Consider the following 17,787-nt stretch of genomic DNA (forward strand, 5'->3'; position numbering starts at 1 on the left):
GGCCCGCCCCTGGACGAGACCTCCCGGGACGCGTCACGCCACGCGGTACTCCTCGATCTCCTCTCCCCTCAGCACCAGTCCGTGTCCCGGTCCGTTCCTGCCCGGCCGGACACAGCCGCCCGTCGGGTCAAGGACACCGCCGAAGAACATCGACTCCACGCGCACGTGGTCGTGGAACCACTCCACGTGCCGCAGGTTCGGCACGCACGCCGCGACGTCGGCGTGGGCGTGCGGGGCGCCGTGGGCCGAGACCTCCAGGCCGTGCGCCTGGGCGAGGGCCGCCGCCCGCAGGAAGCCGGTGGGGCCGCCGCAGCGGGTGGCGTCGACCTGGAGGCAGTCGACGGCGCCCGCGGTGATCAGGCGGGCGAAGTACGGGAGGTCGTAGCCGTACTCGCCCGCCGTGACGTCGCAGACGAGGGCGTCGCGGACCAGGCGCAGGCCGGCCAGGTCGTCGGAGGAGACGGGTTCCTCGAACCAGCCGACGCCCTGTGCGGCGAACGCCTCGCCGACCCGGACGGACTGCTTGCGGTTGTAGCCGCCGTTGGCGTCGACGTACAGCTCGGCCTGGGAGCCGACGACCTGGCGGGCGTGGCGCACGCGCTGCAGGTCGCGCTGGGCGGCCCGGCCGCACGCCTCGCCGACCTTGATCTTGACGCGGGGGATGTGCTGGCCGTGCACCCAGCCGCTGAGCTGGGCGGCCAGATGCGTGTCGTGGTACGTGGTGAAGCCGCCGCTGCCGTACACGGGCACGGCCTCGCGGGCCGCGCCGAGCAGCCGGACGAGCGGGACGTCCATGAGGCGGGCCTTGAGGTCCCACAGGGCGAGGTCGACGGCGGAGATCGCGCAGGACGCGATGCCGGGGCGGCCCGCGTTGCGGACGGCGCGGCACAGGCGGTCGTGCGCGGCGGGGATGTCGAAGGCGTCGAACCGGCGGACGTGCGGGGCGAGTTGGTCGCGCACGACGTCGGCGGCGGCCGGCGGCGCGTACGTCCAGCCGGTGCCGGTCTGGTCGGCGGCGTGCGCCTCGACCAGGACGGCGGTGGTGGTGTCCCAGGCGAGGGTGCCGTCGGCCTCGGGGGCGTCGGTGGGCACGGTGTAGGCGCTGACGTCGAGGCGCTCGACGGGCAGACAGGTGGTCGCGGTCTTCGGGGTGATCATCTGCGCACCGGGGTCTCGGGGGCGCGGCGGCCCGCGCGGGCGCCCTCGGTGAGATGGGTCGCCGCGCGGTCGGCGAGGGCCATGACGGTCAGGGCGGGGTTGGCGCTGCCCTGGGTGGGCAGCACGCTGCCGTCGGTGACGAGCAGGTTGCGGACCGAGAAGGACCTCAGGTCGGCGTCGACCACGGCGTGCCGGGGGTCGGTGCCCATGCGGCAGCCGCCGCCGAGGTGGGCGTAGCGCTCGACGGTCATGAGCTCGGTGGCGCCGGCGGCGCGCAGGACGTCTTCCATGACGGTGCGGGCGGCGTCCACGAGCAGGTCGTCGTTGGCGCAGCGGCTGTGCGTGAAGCGGGCGACGGGCAGTCCGTGCCGGTCGGTCTCGTCGGCGAGGCGGACCCGGTTGGCGGCCTGCGGCAGGAACTCGCAGAGCGCGCCGGCGACGGCCCAGTGCGGGTGGTCCCTCATGTAGGCGCGCAGGTCCGCGCCCCAGTGGCCCTGCGCGGTGACGTGCTCGGCCCAGGTGACGGGCAGCGGGGAGACCGTCTGGATCGAGAAGCCGCGCCGGTACGGCTTCGCCGGGTCGGTCTCGTAGAACTGCTCCGAACCGGCCTCGGGCGGCGGCCCCTTGTCCCTGCGGATCTCGTCCGCGAAGCGGCCCGCGGTCTGCGGTGCGCCCTGCACCATCACGTAGCGGCCGACCTGGTCGTGCTCGTTGCACAGACCGGAGTTGAGGAGCAGCCGCGGCGTCTCGACGGAGCAGCCGGCGACGGCGACCTGGCGGGCCCGCTGGAGGTGTTCGCGGCCGCCGCGGACGTACCGGACGCCGGTGGCGAGGCCGTTGCCGTCGGTCTCGATGCGGGTGGCCGTGCTGTCGGCGCGGATCTCGGCGCCGTGCGCGAGGGCGTCGGGGACGTGGGTGATGAGCGGGGACGCCTTCGCGTCGGCCTTGCAGCCCTGGGGGCAGGAGCCGCGGTGGACGCAGTGCGGCCGGGTGCCGAAGCGGCCGTCGGTGATGGCGACGGGCCCGACGCGCGCCTCGATGCCGAGGGCCGCGCAGCCGTCGAGGAGCACCTGCCCGGTGCCGCCGACGGGGTGTCCCGGGTGCGGGTAGGGGTGCGGGTCGCCCCAGGGCCAGTACTGGCCGGCGACGGGCAGTTCGCGTTCCAGGCGTACGTAGTGGGGGGCGAGGTCCGGGTAGTCGATCGGCCAGTCGACGCCCACGCCGTCGGTCGAGCGGGTGCGGAAGTCGGAGGGGTGCAGGCGTGGCGCGTAGAAGGCGAAGTGCCCCATCGAACCGCCCACGCCGCGAACGGAGTCGTTGGCGCCGAGCGGGACGGGGTGGTCGCCGTCGACGACGCGGGGTTCGTTCCGGTACAGGTGGTGGGAGCCCGCCTCGTCGCCGACCCGGTCGTGCTCGATGTCCCAGAAGGGGCCCGCCTCCAGGCAGACGACGCGCCAGCCGGCGTGCGCCATGCGCTGGGTGAGGACGCCGCCGCCGGCGCCGCAGCCGATGACGACGAGGTCGACCTCGTCGGAGTCGTCGAACGTCCGCATCCGGTCGACGAGGTGCCGGTCGAACCGTGCGTCGTCGTTCGGCAGCAGCCACGCCGAGGCGTTGCGGGCCTTCACGTCGCGCTGCGGCCGGGCGATCTCGCGCAGCGTCGCCCACCATCCGGTCATGGGTGCGGCTCCTCCCAGGGGTCGCGGGCGTCCCGGCCCAGCCGCGGGTAGCCGCGCGGGTGGGCGGGGCCGCCGAAGCCGATCTCGTCCCAGGTACCGGGGTGCGCGTAGTAGGCGGCGCAGGCGTAGCGGGTCCACAGGGTCCAGATGTGGGCTGCGGACAGGCCGTACCAGTCCTGGCCGGCGGAGCCGAGGTCCTGCACGTGGCGCAGCAGCCGGTACTGGTCGCCGCAGGTCAGTCCGGCGTAGCCGCGGCCCTCGTGGCGCAGGGAGGCGTCCGCGTCGAGGGCGGCGAGGGAGGCGCGCCAGGCGGCGCCGTCCTCCGGCATGTCGGCGAACCGCCAGCCGTCGGTGACGCCCTCGGTGAGGCGGGCGTCGATCGACTCCAGTACGGGGACCCGGGGTTCGCCCCACTGGGCGAGGAGCTGGTCGAGCAGCGGCCGGGCGGTCGCCTCCTCGGCCGGGGTGAAGAAGTGCAGCGGCGGGCGCGGTCCGAGCCGGGCGAGGACGACGCTCTGGGTGGCGCTGTCCCAGGTGTGCCGCTGTCCGAGGACGCCCCGGTTCCCGCGGGCCATGTCAGCGCTCCCTCCGCAGGACGGACGCGAGCAGGCCCGTGCCGCCGGCCATGCTCATGAGGAGCGGGGCGAACAGGGGCGGCCCGAGTTCGATGGTGCAGTGGGCCCTGCCCCGCTTCACCGGCCGCCGCCGTTCCTGAGCTGCGGCAGCACCTTCGTACGGTAGAAGTCGAAGAACTCCCGCTGGTCGGGGCCGATCTGGCTGACGTACACCCGGTCGAAGCCGGCCTCGGCGAAGGCGCCGAGTGCGGCGACGTGCACGTCCGGGTCGGGGCCGCACGGCACGGAGTCGGCCACCATCTCCTCGGTCACGAGGGAGGAGGCCTGCTCGAAGTGGCGTGGCGTGGGCAGGATCTGGCCCAGTTCGCCGGGCAGCAGCTGGTTGGCCCACAGGCCGTGCACGCGGCGCACGGCGGCGTCCCGGTCGGGTCCGTGGCAGACCTTGGTGCCGCCGCTGACGAGTTTCGCCCCGCCGCCGCCCTTGCGGAACTGGGTGACCAGTTCCTCGTCCGCGCCCATCGTGATGTAGCCGTCGCCGATCCGGGCGGCGAGCGCGGTGGCCTGCGGGCCGAAGCCGGAGACGTCGATGGGGACGGGCTCGTCGGGCAGCGTGTACACGCGCGCGTTCTCGACGGTGTAGTGCTCGCCGCGGTGGGTGACCTCGCCGCCGTCGAGGAGGCGGCGGACGATCCCGACGGCCTCCTCCAGCATCTCCGCGCGGACGTGCGCGGAGGGCCAGTGGCCGCCCAGGACGTGCTCGTTGAGGGCTTCGCCGGTGCCGACGCCGAACCGGAACCGGCCGTCCAGGAGGACGGCGGCGGTGGCGACGGCCTGGGCGAGGACGGCCGGGTGGATGCGCACGGTGGGGCAGGTGACGGCGGTCTCCACCGGCAGCGACACCGCCTCGGCGAGGGCACCGATCACCGACCACACGAAGGGGCTCTGGCCCTGGGCGTCGTTCCACGGGTGGTAGTGGTCGGAGATCCACAGGCAGTCGAACCCGGCCTGCTCGGCCATCCGGGCCTGCTCGACGAGTTCGTGCGGCCCGAATTCCTCCGACGCCAGGAAGTAGCCGTACTCGGCCATGAGTTCCTCCAGAGGACGGTGCGGGCGGTCCAGGGCCTGTCGGGTAACCCTCGGGCCGTCGGGGAAACCCCGCTCACACCGTCCCGACGAAGATCACCGCGAGCAGCGCGGCACCCGCGACCAGCCAGGCCACTTGATCGCCGAGGCGTCCGGAGTGCAAGCGCACCAGGGGGTGCACGAGGCGCCGTGCGCCCCACCCGGGCCGTCGCACGGCGAGCCCGGCGAGCGCCACGGCTCCCGCCGTGGACAGGAGGCCGAGGAGCACCCCGGAAACCGTCCACGCCGTGTCCGGCGGCGGCAGCAACCGCGGTGGTACGACGGCGGTGTCGAGCACCTGGGCGAGGTATCCGTCGCGGTCGGCGAAGGCGACCGCCGCCTCCGACAGCGAGCGGGCCGCCGCGGGCAGTACGCCCCAGGCCGCCGACGCCGCCAGGAGAAGCGCGGGCACGACGAGCATGGGCACGGGGATGCGGCGCCCGGAACCGGTCGTCTCCGGCTCCTCGTCCGATCCGCTGATCTCCTCGCGGGCTCCGGGTGACGGCTCCCCCACGCCCCCGAAGACCCGGAGGACGAAGCGCAGTACGGCGCCCCCGGTGACCGCGGACACGAGCACGTAGACGACGGGCAGCCACGGGCGCGTCTCCCCCGCCGCGTGCTCGGTGAGCGCCTTGCCCAGACCCGGGCCGAGCGGGGGCAGCCCGGCGAGCAGCAGCCCGCCGATCGCGAACTGCGCGCCCACCCAGGGGATTCGGCGGCCGCGCCCGTGCAGCTCGCGCTCGTCGACCGAGCCGAACCGGTCGAGGACCACCCCGGCCAGGGCGAACAGCGCGGCCTTCGTTCCGGCGTGCCCGGCGACGTAGACGGCCGTGCCGGCGGCGCCTTCGGGCGTGAGCACGGCGAGGCCCGCGAGGAAGAGTCCGGTGTGCGCGACGGTGGAGAACGCGAGCAGCCGTTTGAGGTGCCGCTGCTGCCAGCACATCACCGCGCCGACCAGCGCCGTCGCCGTGCCGAGGGCCACCATGACCGTCTCGTACACGGTCGTCGGTACGCCGCCGGGGCCCGCGAACACCACGGTGTGCACGCGGACCACGCCGTACACGCCGAGTTCGACCATCACGCCGGACAGCAGCATGCACACCGGGCTGGGCGCGACGGTGTGCGCGTCGGGCAGCCAGAAGTGGAAGGGCACGGACGCCGCCTTCACCAGGAGTCCGGCGACGACGAGGGCCGCCGCACAGGCCACGAGCGGGTCGGGTCCGCCGTGGCGCGCGTCGAGTGCGTGCCCGATCTGCGCGAAGCCCAGTTCACCGGTGCGCGCGTACAGCAGTCCGATGCCGAGCAGCATCACGTAGGCGGCGACGGAGTTGGCGACCCCGAAGGTCAGCGCGCCCTGCAGCGGACGGGGGTCCTCGATGCGATAGCCGGTCAGGGCGCACGCGGCGACGCCCATCAGTTCGAAGAACACGAACGCGTTGAACAGGTCGCCGGTGAGCGCGAATCCGCACATGCCCGCCTCGAAGAGCAGCACGAGCGCCGGGAAGACGCCGCCGTGCCGGCGCGGTGGTTCGCTGAAGTACCGCCAGGAGTAGGCGATCACGGCCAGCACGAGGACGGCGGCGAGCAGCGCGATGCCGATCCCGATCCGCTCGCCCACCAGCACGATCCCGACGCTCTCGCCGTGCCGGGGCCGCCAGCCGCCCACCCACGACACGGCCCGCTCGTCCCCTCCGGTGCGCGACCACAGGAGCGCGAGGACGCCGGCGGTCAGGGCGGCCGCCAGGGCGGCGAGCGCGTCCGCCGCGAGCCGCGGCAGCCATCGCCCGGCGGCCACGAGCAGCGCGGCCCCCAGCATCGGAACGGCGACCGCGAGGGGCAGCAGGGCTTCGGTGGGCGGCACGTGGGGTCAGCCCCGCAGTTCGCCGAGGGCGTCGGGGTCGGTGGTGCCGTGCCGTTTGCCGATCTGTACGACGAGGGCGAGCAGGAGGGCGGTCACGGTGGCGCCGACGACCACGTCGGTCAGGGCGAGGGCCTGGACGACCGGGTCGGTGACGGGGGTGTGGATCCCGGTGTCGCCGAAGACGGGGGCGGTGGCGTGGTCGCGGTATCCGACGGCGAGCAGCAGCACGTAGGTCGAGGACTGGGCGACCGACAGACAGCCGACGGTGTGGATGAGGTCGCGGCTGGTCACCATCCCGTAGAGCCCCACGAGCAGGATCCAGCCGGCGAACAGGTACGGCACCACGGTCACGTCCGCGCACCTCCTTCGTCCTCCAGCTCGATGTCCTGCTGGAGGAACTGGGCGATCAGGACGATCACCCCGGAGGCGACCTCCATGCCGACGGCCGCGTTCACGAGGGGGACGAGTCCGCCGGACGCCAGGTCGCGCAGGGTGCCGAGCGGCAGCACGTTCTCCAGATAGGCGCCGGCGACGAACAGCCCGGCGAGGCCGAGCACGGCGAACGCCCCGGCGGCCACCGCGTCGGCGGCGTCCAGGAACGCGAGGGGCCGCACCCGGCGCAGTGCCCGGTAGTCGGCGGCGATGTACGCCAGATGGAGTCCGGTGGCGAGGATGACGCCGCCCTGGAAGCCACCGCCCGGGGTGAGCTGACCGTGTGCCACGACGTAGCCGCCGCAGACCAGGACGACCGGCATCAGCAGCGCGCCGAGGAGGCGGACCGAGGGGAGGACCGCGGCCGGCCGGGCCGGGCGGGTGTGCTCGTCGCGGGCGCGGCGCAGCAGCACGGTGGCGCCGACGACCGAGGCGAACAGGAGGGACTCCTCGCCGAGCGTGTCGAAGCCGCGCTGGTCGAAGGTGACCGAGGCGACGGCGTTGGCCGTGTGCTGCCGCAGCGACGCCGCCAACGCCCTTTCCCCGTAGGGGTGTTCGTCGGACCCGAAGGGCGGCAGCTGGAAGCAGGCGGCGGCGAAGCAGGTACCCAGGGCGAGCGCCGCGCCGAGGAACAGGAGGATCCGGGCGCGTCGGCTCACCGCTCGTCCCGGCTGCCCCGGCGACGGGCACGGGTCTTACGGGCCGTCAGGAGGATCAGCAGCGGGGTCACCGCGGTCCCCACGGCGAGTTGCGACAGCGCGACGTCCGGCGCCTGGAACAGGGCGAACAGCACGGCCAGGAGCAGACCGAGCAGTGCCAGGACGGGGGCCTGGCGCACCGGGTCGCGGGTCACCGCCGCGCCGGTGGCCGCACAGGCGACGAGGGTGAGCAGCGTGACCAGGAGGACGTCGGAGAGGGTGTGGCTCATGAGGGTTCCTTCCACCCGGGCGCGGCCGCCTCCTCCTGCCGCGCCCGGGCCAGGGCCATGGTGGTGACGCTGCCGGCGAAGGCCGCGACACCCGCGATGAACAGGAGCTTCAGGGCGGCCCTGCCGGGTCCGGTCTCCACCGCCGACGCCAGGGCGACCAGCGGCAGGCCCAGTGAACTCGCCGGGGAGAGGGCGTGCAACCGGGCGAACGGGCGGGGCAGCACCACGAAGGCGAGGACCGACACCAGCAGCACCAGCGCGCCGGCCCCCAGAAGGACCAGCGCGCACACGTGCCGGATCGCCATGTCAGTCCTCGCCGTCGCCGTCGCCGTCCCGGCCGAGCGGCACGCACCGGGTGAACACCAGGACACCGATGGGCCCGAGCAGGGCGAGGACGAGTGCGAGATCCGTGTACGAGGTCCGGCCGACGGCCTGGGCGAAGGCCAGGAACAGCGCCGTGGCGACGGTCGAGGCGAGGGTCAGCGCGGCCGTTCGGTCCAGCGGCGAGCCGCGCAGGGCGAGGAGCGCGCTCGGGGCGAGGCCGCCGACGGCGAGCACCACGCACGCCCACGCCCACATCGTCATCTCAGGGCCCTCTCCAGTGCGGAGGGTTCGTCGACGAGCACGTGCGTGCGCACCTCGCGGTCGTCCCCGCCGACGACACAAGCCCCTGGACTCGCCGAGAGCAGCACGCACGCCCAGGCGTTCCCGACGCCGGGCGCGAGCCGCACCGTGCGGAAGGTCCCCTCGACCGGACGTCCCCGCAGCGTACGGACCACCGCCGCGACCAGACGGGCGGTGTCCGTGACCAGCGTGCCCGGCCAGGCCACCACGGCCCCGGCCCACCGGGCACCGCCGCCGATCCGCGCGCCGCCGGCCCGGCGCGCGGCGCGGGCGGCGACGCCCGCGAGGACGGCGACACCCACGCCCACTGCGATTTCCAGCGGTTCGACGGTGCTGATGAGAACGAGGTACAGAACGGTCGAGACAACTGTCCAGACCGTCAATTCGCGGATCAATTGCGACCTCTCCAAGGGGTTTCCCAAGGGGTTTACGGCACCGGCGTCCGGTTACTCACCAACGATACCAACGCGACCTCGATCCGCTCGCTGTCGTGCCACGGAGCAGGAATCCGAGCAGCCAGACGACCAGGACGGCCAGCGCCACCCACCACAGCAGTTTCACGGCGAATCCCGCACCGAAAAGAATCAGCGCGAGCAGCAGAACCAACAGGACAGCAATCACGATGAATACCTCCTCGGCACTTCGAGTCCCCAGAAATTTCCCTCATACACCGTGAGTTGAAGACGTGACTGATAATTCCCAGAAGAATCCGCCGGCCGACTCCGAGGACCGCAGGACGCGGCTCACGGTCCTGGTGGCGCTCGCCGCCAATCTGGTCATCGCCGTGGCCAAGGCGATCGGCGGACTGTTCGCCGGCTCGCCGGCGCTCCTCTCCGAGGCCGCGCATTCGGTGGCCGACAGCCTCAACGAGGTGTTCCTGCTCGCGGCGCTGCGCCGCAGCCGCAGGCCCGCCGACCGCAGGCACCCCTTCGGGTACGGCAAGGAGCGCTTCTTCTGGTCCCTGCTGGCCGCCGTGGGCATCTTCGTGATGGGCGGCTGCTTCTCGTTCTTCCAGGGGTTCGAGGCGCTGACGCAGGGGGGCGGGGAGGAGTCGCGCACGGGGTACGTCGCGGGGCTCGCGGTCCTCGGGGTGGCGCTGCTCGCCGAGGGCAGTTCGCTGGCCCGGGCCCTGCACCAGGTCCGCGCCCAGCCCGGCGAAGGCATCGGTTCCGACCCGGCGCTGCGCACGGTCGTCGCCGAGGACGGCACGGCGGTGATCGGGGTGCTCCTCGCCGCGGGCGGCATGGTGGCGCACATGGTGACCGGCGACATCGTCTGGGAGGCGGCGGCGTCGCTGACGATCGGACTGCTCCTGGTGTACGTCGCCTTCAGCCTGGGCCGCAGCGCCCGCGACCAGCTGATCGGCGAGGCCGCCGACCCCGAGCTGCACCGCGGTATCCGTGAACTGCTCACGTCCCAGCCGGAGATCGACTACCTGGCGGCGCTGCACACGATGCGCCTGGGTCTGCACTCGACGCTCGTCGCGGCCCGCGTCGACCTCGTCCCCGGCATCGACAGCGAGCGCCTGGAGCTGGTGAGCGAGCGCATCAAGCGGGCGGTGCAGGAGCGGTGGCCGGAGGCCGACCAGGTGTTCCTCGACGTCGTGGAGGCGCCGCGGCGGGTGCGGGACGAACGCCCCGCCTGAGCCGTCCCGAGGCGCTCAGCCGTGCTTGCGGCCCGGCAGGAACTCCTGGACCTTCGCCTTGAACCCCTGCTTGACGACGTCGGTGCGCTGCGGGTCCCCCTTGAGGATCGCCTCGGCGGTGGACTCCATCTGGTCCCAGGTGGCGTGCGGCGGGACGGGCGGCACGGACGGGTCGGTGCGGAAGTCGACGACCGCCGGGCCGTCGGCGTCGAGGGCGGCCCGCCAGGCGTCGGTGACGTCGTCGGGCTTCTCCACGCGGATGCCGGTGAGTCCCAGCTGCCGGGCGAACGCCGCGTGGTCGACGTCCGGGAGCTCCTGCGACGGCAGGAACGAAGGGGATCCGCCCATCGCCCGCAGCTCCCAGGTCACCTGGTTCAGGTCGCGGTTGTTGAGGACGCCGACGACGAGCCGCGGGTCGGACCAGCGGTGCCGGTACTTGGCGGCCGTAATCAGTTCGGCGAGGCCGTTCATCTGCATGGCGCCGTCGCCGACCAGCGCGACGACCGGGCGGTCGGGGTGCGCGTACTTGGCGCCGATGGCGTAGGGGACGCCACAGCCCATGGTGGCGAGCGTGCCGGACAGGGAGCCGCGCATGGTGCCGCGCATCGAGATGTGCCGGGCGTACCAGTTGGCGGCGGAGCCGGAGTCGGAGGTGACGATCGCGTCGTCGGGCAGCAGCGGGTCCAGGGCGCGGGCCACGTGCTCGGGGTTGACCGGGTCGGCGCTCAGCGCGGCGCGCCGCTCCATGACCTCGTGCCAGCGGGCGACGTTCACACAGACCTGCTCGTGCCAGTCCCGGCCCTCGTTGCGGTGCAGCAGCGGCAGGAGCCGGCGCAGGGTGGCGCGGGAGTCGCCGACGAGGTTCACCTCGTACGGGTAGCGCATGCCGATCATGTGCGGGTCGATGTCGATCTGGACGCCGCGCGCCGAGCCGAAGTCCGGCAGGAACTGGGAGTACGGGAAGCTGGACCCGATGGTGAGCAGCGTGTCGCAGTCCCGCATGAGTTCGTAGGAGGGGCGGGTGCCGAGCAGCCCCATCGCGCCCGTCACGTAGGGGATGAGGTCGGAGAGCACGTCCTTGCCGAGCAGCGCCTTGCCCACGCCGGCGCCGAGCAGTTCGGCGATCTCGCAGACTTCCCGCTGCGCGCCGGCCGCGCCCTGTCCGACGAGGATCGCCACCTTGTCGCCCGCGTTGAGCACGTCGGCGGCCCGTTCCAGCGCCTCCTGCGAGGGCTGCGCGGTCCACGAGCTGCGGTCGAGGCTGGAGGGCACCATCTTGAAGGCGTGCGGCGGCGGGGTGTGGTCGAGGTCCTGCACGTCACCGGGGACGATCACCGCCGTGGGCGCCCGGCGCGCGTACGCGGTGCGCACGGCGCGGTCGAGCACGTTCGGCAGCTGTTCGGGCACGGTGACGGTCTCCACGAAGTCGGAGGCGACGTCCTTGAACAGGGTGTGCAGGTCGACCTCCTGCTGGCAGGAGCCGCCCATCGCGCTGCGCGCGGTCTGCCCGACGATCGCGAGCACCGGCACGTGGTCGAGCTTGGCGTCGTAGAGCCCGTTGAGCAGGTGGATGGCGCCGGGCCCCGAGGTGGCGACGCAGACGCCGAGGCGACCGCTGAACTTGGCGTAGCCGACCGCCTCCAGGGCGGCCATCTCCTCGTGCCGCGCCTGCACGAACTCGGGCCGGTTGTCGGCCCTGCCCCAGGCGGCGAGCAGGCCGTTGATGCCGTCGCCCGGATAGCCGAAGACCTGCTCCACGCCCCAGGCGCGCAGTCGGCTCAGGATGTGATCGGCGACCTTGGTGCTCATGCCTGGGACCCTTCCGGTCGATGGGGACTGCCGACGGCCGGGTGACCAGCCACGGGCCCGGGAAACCCGGTTGGCGCGGCCCGCGCGGGGTACTCGGGGCAGCACGGCGGACCGGTCGACGCGAGGAGGGGCCATGGGCCTGGTGCAGGCGGGAGTGCTGGTGCTGGACTGCGCGGAACCGGAGGAACTGGCCGAGTTCTACCGGACGCTGCTCGACGGGGAGATCAGCTCGTCGCCCGGCAGCAACCGCATCGACGTCATCGGCGGCCAGGGCACCCGGATGGCCTTCCGCCGCGATCTGAACGCCGCGCCGGCCAGCTGGCCGCGCCCGGACGACTCCCAACAGGCCCATCTGGACTTCCTGGTGGCCCGGGACGACATGGACGAGGTGGAGCGCCAGGTCATCGGCCTGGGCGCGCGGCCCCTGGAGACCCGGGGCGCGCGCGGCCCCAACGAGACGCGGCTGTACGCGGATCCGGCCGGGCACCCGTTCGCGGTGCACTGCGCGAAGCAGCCCGCACCGAAGACGAACTGACGGTCAACGGGCTCATCCCTGAACGAAGTTCGCCCCGTGCGATCACTTCCGCCCGTATACGAACACACGTGACGCCCAAAAGGCTGTCCAGAAATGCGTCTACCGGCCCGATCCGATCGATTCCGGCCACAGAAAGGACAGATCATGAACTCCACGACGCGCGCTCCCCATCCGGCCGAGACCAAGCGCGAGGTCAAGGGCCGGATCCGCACCTGCCGCCCGGCGCGCCGCGACCGACGAGAACCCGCCGCGCCCGTCAACGACCGTGATCCGGACTGGAATCTGGTCCGCGGCGAGGACTGAGCGCCCCCTTCCGTCCCCATCGTTCCGGCATATGCTGTCGGTGCCGACGAGGGGAGGCGTTTGGCAATGCCCACCGCTGCACGGCCCAAGATCCTCGTCGTCGACGACCGCGACGACACGCTCTTCGCGATGGAGAGCGCCCTGGCTCCGCTGGGGTATCCGGTGGACCGCGCGTCGTCCGGCGACGACGCGCTCAAGGCGGTCCTGCGCGGCGGCGTCGCGCTGGTCCTGCTCGACGTCCTGATGCCCGACGTCAGCGGCTTCGAGGTGGCCCACTACATGGCGCGCCTGGAGCAGACGCAGGACATACCGATCATGCTCATCACCGGCGCGGGCCAGGACTCCGCGCTCGCCCTGAAGGCCTTCGAGCTGGGCGTCGCCGACTACGTCGTCAAGCCGGTGGAGCCGTGGGTGATGCGGACGAAGGTCCGCTATCTGTACGAGACGAGCCTGCGTCTGCGCGCACTGCGCGAGAGGCTCCGTGCGTACGAGAACGACGGGGAGGAGCACTCCGCCCCGCCGCCGGCCGTCGGGGACCACCCGCTCCCCCGGCCCGCCTGACCTCTTCCGCGATCCCTGGTGGCCATGGTCACAGCCGATCCGGACCACACACCTCCGTCATGGTTGTAGAGTACAACCTCGTTAAGAGTTGTATAAGCCAACCCGTGGAGGTTCCGCTCATGCCCGCCGTGCGCAATCCGGCGCTGCGTCACGTACTCACGATGATGCTCACCCCGATCCTGATGTGCGTCGGCATGGGCCTGGCCTACCTGGGCGCCTTCTCCTCGCCCGAGCCGCACCACATGCCGGTCGCCGTCGTGGGCTCCGGCCCGCAGGCCAAGGTCTTCGCGCAGACCCTGAAGGACGAGGCGGGCGACAAGCTCGACGTGCGCACCCTCGACGACCGGTCGGCCGCGATCGACCGGCTCATGACGCGCGACATCGACGGCGCCTACGTCCTCGGCGGCAAGGCGCCCGAGCTGATCGTGGCCGGCGCGGGGTCGGACACCACGGTCTCGGTCGTCGAGAAGGTCTTCACCCCGGTGGCGGCCCGGCAGGGCCTGCCGCTGACCGTCACGGACGTGGCACCGACCGTCGACGACGACCCGACGGGCCAGGGCCTGTTCTTCCTGCTCGTCGCGGTCAGCATCGGCTCGTACGCGTCGGTGGCCGTGATCGGCGGCGCCGGCGCGGTGCTGCGGATGCGCACCCGCGCCCTCCTCGTGGTCGCCGCCTCCGGTGTGGTCAGCCTGATCGGCGCCGCGTTCGCCGGCCCCGTCTTCCACCTGGCGCACCAGCACCTGTGGGGCCTGTGGGCGATGACCTGGCTGTACTCGGCCGGCATCCTCTTCATCGGCGTCGGCCTGCACACGTTCCTGAAGAAGTGGACGACGCTCGGCGTCATGGTGCTGTTCGTGATGCTGAACTTCACCAGCTCGGGCGGCATCTTCCGGCCGGACGTGCAGAACGGCTTCTTCGCCGCGCTGCACGGCTTCTGGAACGGCGCCGGCTACGTCGAGGGCGCCCGCAGCCTGCTGTACTTCGACAGCTACGACCTCGCCCGCAACGTCTGGACCCTGGTGGCCTGGCTCGCGGCCGGTCTGGTGGTCATCGGCGTCGCGAAGCTCGCCGAGAGCCGGCAGGAGCGGGCCCTGACGGCTCCCGCCGCCCCGGCGATGAGCGAGGCCGAGCTGACCGCGGAGGCGGACGAGGAGGCCGAGCAGGCCGTCGGCGTCTGACTGCCGCGTCCCGGACGTGACGGCGCCCCGCACCCGGTCGGGTGCGGGGCGCCGTCACGTCCGGGGTCAGACCCCGTGCGGGATGTTCTTGGCCCGGCTCCGGATCATGAACGCCTCGACGATCTCCACGACGCCCATCGCCACCAGCCAGCAGCCGCCGACCAGGGTGAGCACGGCGACCGACTCGAAGGGCGAGACGATCAGCACGACCCCGGCGAAGGCGCTGATCACGCCGAGGAAGATCTGCCAGCCCCTGACGGGCATGCCCGGGTCGGAGATCGCCGCGACCGTCTGCGTGATGCCGCGGAACAGCCAGCCGATGCCGATCCACAGGGCGAGCAGCAGGATCGACTGCGTCGCCCCGCGGAAGCAGAACAGGCCCAGCAGGATCGACACCGCACCGCTGATGAACGCCATCACCCGCAGCCCGGTCGTCACATGGGTGCCGAACGCGGTGACCAGCTGGAAGACACCGCTGACGACGAGGTAGACGCCAAAGAGGACGCCCGCCGCCCACAACGAGGCGCCCGGCCACACGAGGACGAGCACCCCGAGGATCAGCGCGGCGCAGCCCGCGAGCAGAACCGCCTGCCAGGCGGCACTGGCGAGTCTGCCGAGCGGGCCCTCGGGGGTGCGGGGCGGCTCGTCCCGACCGGTCGGCTCGGCCCGGTGCTGCGGATCGTACGGTGCTTGGGTCATGCTCCGACTGTTCGCCGGGGCACCGGGCGCCCGCCATCCGGACTGAGCCGGACGGGTGACGTCAGGAGGCGTCGCCGGCCTGCTCCTGCGCCTGATCCTGCTCCGGCTCCTGCTCCTGCTCCGGCTTCTTGTGCCGCACCGTGCAGACCAGTGCGTCGTCCTGCACGTCGGCCACGATCGTGTCGCCCGGTTCGGCGTCCCCGGCGAGCAGCAGCGACGCCAGCCGGTTGTCGAGTTCGGTCTGGATCGTGCGCCGCAGCGGGCGCGCGCCGAACTCCGGCTGGTGTCCGTGCGCGACGAGGAGCTTCTTCGCGGCGTCGGTGACCTCCAGCGTGATGCCCTGCCCGTGGACGCGCCGCTTGCTCCGGTCGAGGAGGTGGTCGACGATCTCGCCGAGGTCGTCCTGGGTGAGCCCGTGGAAGATGATGATCTCGTCGATCCGGTTGAGGAACTCGGGCAGGAAGCGCCCCCGCAGGTCCTGCATGAGATCGTCCTTGATCTCGGAGACGTCGCCCTGGTGCGCGAGGATCCGCTGCGCCCCGATGTTCGACGTCATGATGACCACGCAGTTGCGGAAGTCGACGGTGCGGCCCTGGGAGTCGGTGAGCCGGCCGTCGTCGAGGACCTGGAGCAGCGTGTTGAAGACGTCCGGGTGCGCCTTCTCCACCTCGTCGAAGAGCAGCACGCTGTACGGCTGGCGGCGGACCTTCTCGGTGAGCTGGCCGGCCTCCTCGTGGCCCACGTATCCGGGCGGCGCGCCGACGAGCCGGGAGACGGTGTGCTTCTCCTGGAACTCGCTCATGTCGAACCGGACCATGCGGTTCTCGTCGCCGAACAGCAACTCCGCGAGCGCCTTGGCCAGTTCGGTCTTGCCGACGCCGGTCGGGCCGAGGAACAGGAAGGAGCCGACGGGCCGGTTCGGGTCGCCCATGCCCGCGCGGTTGCGGCGGACGGCCTCGGAGACCGCGGTGACGGCCTCGTCCTGGCCGACGACCCGGGAGTGCAGGGCGTCCTCCAGCTTGAGGAGCTTCTCCTTCTCGGTGGCGGTGAGCTGCGAGACGGGGATGCCGGTGCGGCGCGAGACGACGTCGGCGATGTCGGACGCGGTCACCTCGACGACGCCCTCGCGGCGCTCCTCGATCCCGGCGAGCTCGCCCTCCACCTCGCCGATCCGCTGCTTCAGCTCGGACGCCCGCTCGAAGTCCTCGGCGGCGACGGCCTGGTCCTTCTCGCGGCGCAGTTTGGCGATGCGGTCCTCGCGGCTGACGACCTCGGTGGAGCGGCCGGAGCTGCGCAGCCGGACCCGGGCGCCCGCCTGGTCCATCACGTCGATGGCCTTGTCGGGCAGGAACCGGTCGCTGATGTAGCGGTCGGACAGCTCGGCCGCCGCCGTCAGGGCGCCGTCGCCGAACCTGACCTGGTGGTGGGCCTCGTACGCGTCGCGGAGCCCCTCCAGGATCTGCACGGTCTCCGCGACGGACGGCTCGGGGATGTTCACCGGCTGGAAGCGCCGCTCCAGGGCCGGGTCCTTCTCCACGTACTTGCGGTACTCGTCGATGGTGGTGGCACCGACGACGTGCAGGTCGCCGCGGGCCAGCGCGGGCTTGAGCATGTTGCCCGCGTCCATGGCGCCCTCGCCACTGGCGCCCGCCCCGACGACGGTGTGCAACTCGTCGATGAACAGGATGACGTCGCCGCCCGCCGCCTGGACGTCCTCGATGACCTTCTTCAGCCGCTCCTCGAACTGGCCGCGGTACTGCGCCCCGGCCACCATGCCGGACAGGTCGAGCGCGACGACCCGCTTGTCCTTGAGGGTGTCGGGCACCTCGCCCGCCACGATGCGCTGCGCGAGCCCCTCGACGATGGCGGTCTTGCCGACGCCAGGCTCGCCGATCAGGACGGGGTTGTTCTTGGAGCGCCGGGAGAGGATCTCCACCGTCTGCTCGATCTCCTCGGACCGGCCGACGACCGGGTCGAGCTTTCCGGCCTTCGCGTCCTCGGTGAGGTCGCGGCCGTACTCGTCGAGGGTCGGGGTCGCGCTGCCGCCCGATCCGGACGAGGCGGGCACGCCGTCGGCGCGGGCCGCCGCGTCCGTGGCCCCGCGCACCTGGTCGACGCCGATCCCCTGCGCCCGCAGCAGTCGCCCCGCGCCGGAGTCGGGGTCGTCGAGCAGGGCGCCGAGGATGTGCTCCGGGCCGATGTACGAGACGCCGGCGGCCTGGGAGCGGGCGTGCGCCGCGGTGAGCGTGCGCTTGGCGGCCGGGGTGAGTCCGGGCTGCGCGGAGGGTTCGCCGCTCTCGCCGGGAAGGATCCTGGCGATGGTCGCTGCGAGCGCGTCGGGGTCGACGCCGGCCTGCGCCAGCAGGGTGCGGGCCGGGTCGACCTGGGTCGCCGCCCAGAGCAGGTGCTCGGTGTCCAGGTCCGAACTGCCGTCCTCCACCGCCCTGTTGGTGGCCCTGCCGATGAGTTCGCGCGCCGAGTCGGTCAGCAACCGGCCGATCGGCACGCGCTGCACCTGCGGCGGCGCCGACCCCGGCGACATGCCGAAGAACCGGTTGAGGAGTTCCCCGAAGGGGTCGGGCGAGTCGAAGGGGGATCCGAAGGACATCGACATGGCGGGGTCTCCCGGTAGGACGTCACGGCAACCCCTTCACTGAAGCAACACCTCTCCGAGTACG

General features: G+C 72.7%; 20 protein-coding genes. 5 read left to right on the forward strand and 15 right to left on the reverse strand.

Going from position 1 to position 17,787, the window contains the following annotated elements:
• Positions 1-33 precede the first annotated feature (33 nt).
• From RBJ77_RS53645 to RBJ77_RS53700, 12 genes are all read right to left on the reverse strand, one after another.
• Positions 34-1,158: an enolase C-terminal domain-like protein gene (locus tag RBJ77_RS53645; protein WP_372351681.1), complete on the reverse strand. Its 1,125-nt coding sequence runs from the start codon at positions 1,156-1,158 to the stop codon at positions 34-36.
• A complete protein-coding gene (locus RBJ77_RS53650) occupies positions 1,155-2,837 on the reverse strand; it encodes a GMC family oxidoreductase (RefSeq protein ID WP_372351682.1) in 1,683 nt (560 codons plus the stop codon). Before RBJ77_RS53650 ends, RBJ77_RS53645 begins: the two co-directional genes overlap by 4 nt.
• Entirely contained in the window at positions 2,834-3,412 is a 579-nt protein-coding gene (locus RBJ77_RS53655) for a gluconate 2-dehydrogenase subunit 3 family protein (RefSeq protein WP_372351683.1), read from the reverse strand. The genes RBJ77_RS53650 and RBJ77_RS53655 overlap by 4 nt, the downstream gene beginning before the upstream one ends.
• Positions 3,413-3,529: 117 nt before the next feature.
• Positions 3,530-4,498, reverse strand: a complete 969-nt coding sequence (locus RBJ77_RS53660; RefSeq protein ID WP_372351684.1) for an LLM class F420-dependent oxidoreductase — start codon at positions 4,496-4,498, stop codon at positions 3,530-3,532.
• 73 nt (positions 4,499-4,571) lie between these two features.
• Complete coding sequence (locus RBJ77_RS53665; protein WP_372351714.1) at positions 4,572-6,350, reverse strand: complex I subunit 5 family protein; 1,779 nt, start codon at positions 6,348-6,350, stop codon at positions 4,572-4,574.
• A gap of 51 nt (positions 6,351-6,401) precedes the next feature.
• The gene (locus RBJ77_RS53670; protein ID WP_372351685.1) at positions 6,402-6,746 is read right to left on the reverse strand and encodes a sodium:proton antiporter; all 345 of its coding nucleotides are present in this window, start codon (positions 6,744-6,746) and stop codon (positions 6,402-6,404) included.
• Positions 6,743-7,486, reverse strand: a complete 744-nt coding sequence (locus tag RBJ77_RS53675; protein WP_372351686.1) for an MnhB domain-containing protein — start codon at positions 7,484-7,486, stop codon at positions 6,743-6,745. The genes RBJ77_RS53670 and RBJ77_RS53675 overlap by 4 nt, the downstream gene beginning before the upstream one ends.
• On the reverse strand, positions 7,483-7,755 hold the full coding sequence (locus RBJ77_RS53680; protein ID WP_372351687.1) for a hydrogenase subunit MbhD domain-containing protein: 273 nt from the start codon (positions 7,753-7,755) through the stop codon (positions 7,483-7,485). Before RBJ77_RS53680 ends, RBJ77_RS53675 begins: the two co-directional genes overlap by 4 nt.
• Entirely contained in the window at positions 7,752-8,060 is a 309-nt protein-coding gene (locus RBJ77_RS53685; protein ID WP_372351688.1) for a monovalent cation/H(+) antiporter subunit G, read from the reverse strand. The genes RBJ77_RS53680 and RBJ77_RS53685 overlap by 4 nt, the downstream gene beginning before the upstream one ends.
• A 1-nt stretch (position 8,061) precedes the next feature.
• Positions 8,062-8,340, reverse strand: coding sequence for a monovalent cation/H+ antiporter complex subunit F (locus RBJ77_RS53690; protein WP_372351689.1), 279 nt, complete (start codon positions 8,338-8,340; stop codon positions 8,062-8,064).
• Positions 8,337-8,681: a hypothetical protein gene (locus RBJ77_RS53695; RefSeq protein ID WP_372351690.1), complete on the reverse strand. Its 345-nt coding sequence runs from the start codon at positions 8,679-8,681 to the stop codon at positions 8,337-8,339. The genes RBJ77_RS53690 and RBJ77_RS53695 overlap by 4 nt, the downstream gene beginning before the upstream one ends.
• Positions 8,682-8,829: 148 nt before the next feature.
• Positions 8,830-9,000 (reverse strand): hydrophobic protein, encoded by a 171-nt coding sequence (locus RBJ77_RS53700; RefSeq protein WP_372351691.1) that lies wholly within the window; start codon positions 8,998-9,000, stop codon positions 8,830-8,832.
• Between the two features lie 64 nt (positions 9,001-9,064).
• Here RBJ77_RS53700 and RBJ77_RS53705 point away from each other — a divergent pair, with 64 nt between their 5' ends.
• Positions 9,065-10,024 carry a cation diffusion facilitator family transporter gene (locus RBJ77_RS53705; protein ID WP_372351692.1) on the forward strand — a complete coding sequence of 320 codons (960 nt, stop codon included), beginning with the start codon at positions 9,065-9,067 and terminating at the stop codon, positions 10,022-10,024.
• A gap of 15 nt (positions 10,025-10,039) precedes the next feature.
• Here RBJ77_RS53705 and RBJ77_RS53710 read toward each other — a convergent pair whose 3' ends face one another.
• Positions 10,040-11,833: a thiamine pyrophosphate-requiring protein gene (locus RBJ77_RS53710; protein ID WP_372351693.1), complete on the reverse strand. Its 1,794-nt coding sequence runs from the start codon at positions 11,831-11,833 to the stop codon at positions 10,040-10,042.
• 133 nt (positions 11,834-11,966) lie between these two features.
• Between RBJ77_RS53710 and RBJ77_RS53715 the strand changes: the two genes are divergently transcribed.
• The 4 genes from RBJ77_RS53715 to RBJ77_RS53730 all read left to right on the forward strand — a co-directional run bounded on the left by RBJ77_RS53715 (position 11,967) and on the right by RBJ77_RS53730 (position 14,410).
• Positions 11,967-12,368: a VOC family protein gene (locus RBJ77_RS53715; RefSeq protein ID WP_372351694.1), complete on the forward strand. Its 402-nt coding sequence runs from the start codon at positions 11,967-11,969 to the stop codon at positions 12,366-12,368.
• A 144-nt stretch (positions 12,369-12,512) separates the two neighbouring features.
• A complete protein-coding gene (locus RBJ77_RS53720; RefSeq protein ID WP_255977607.1) occupies positions 12,513-12,671 on the forward strand; it encodes a hypothetical protein in 159 nt (52 codons plus the stop codon).
• A 66-nt stretch (positions 12,672-12,737) separates the two neighbouring features.
• Positions 12,738-13,232, forward strand: a complete 495-nt coding sequence (locus tag RBJ77_RS53725) for a two-component system response regulator (protein WP_372351695.1) — start codon at positions 12,738-12,740, stop codon at positions 13,230-13,232.
• A gap of 128 nt (positions 13,233-13,360) precedes the next feature.
• The gene (locus RBJ77_RS53730; RefSeq protein WP_372351715.1) at positions 13,361-14,410 is read left to right on the forward strand and encodes a hypothetical protein; all 1,050 of its coding nucleotides are present in this window, start codon (positions 13,361-13,363) and stop codon (positions 14,408-14,410) included.
• Positions 14,411-14,476: 66 nt separating this feature from the next.
• Here the strand turns inward: RBJ77_RS53730 and RBJ77_RS53735 are convergent, their stop codons facing one another.
• The gene (locus RBJ77_RS53735; RefSeq protein ID WP_372351696.1) at positions 14,477-15,109 is read right to left on the reverse strand and encodes an HdeD family acid-resistance protein; all 633 of its coding nucleotides are present in this window, start codon (positions 15,107-15,109) and stop codon (positions 14,477-14,479) included.
• Between the two features lie 61 nt (positions 15,110-15,170).
• A complete protein-coding gene (locus RBJ77_RS53740) occupies positions 15,171-17,723 on the reverse strand; it encodes an ATP-dependent Clp protease ATP-binding subunit (protein ID WP_372351697.1) in 2,553 nt (850 codons plus the stop codon).
• Positions 17,724-17,787: the final 64 nt, after the last annotated feature.

The sequence above is a fragment of the Streptomyces sp. KL116D genome, assembly GCF_030766975.1.
GTDB classification, from domain to species: domain Bacteria; phylum Actinomycetota; class Actinomycetes; order Streptomycetales; family Streptomycetaceae; genus Streptomyces; species Streptomyces longispororuber_A.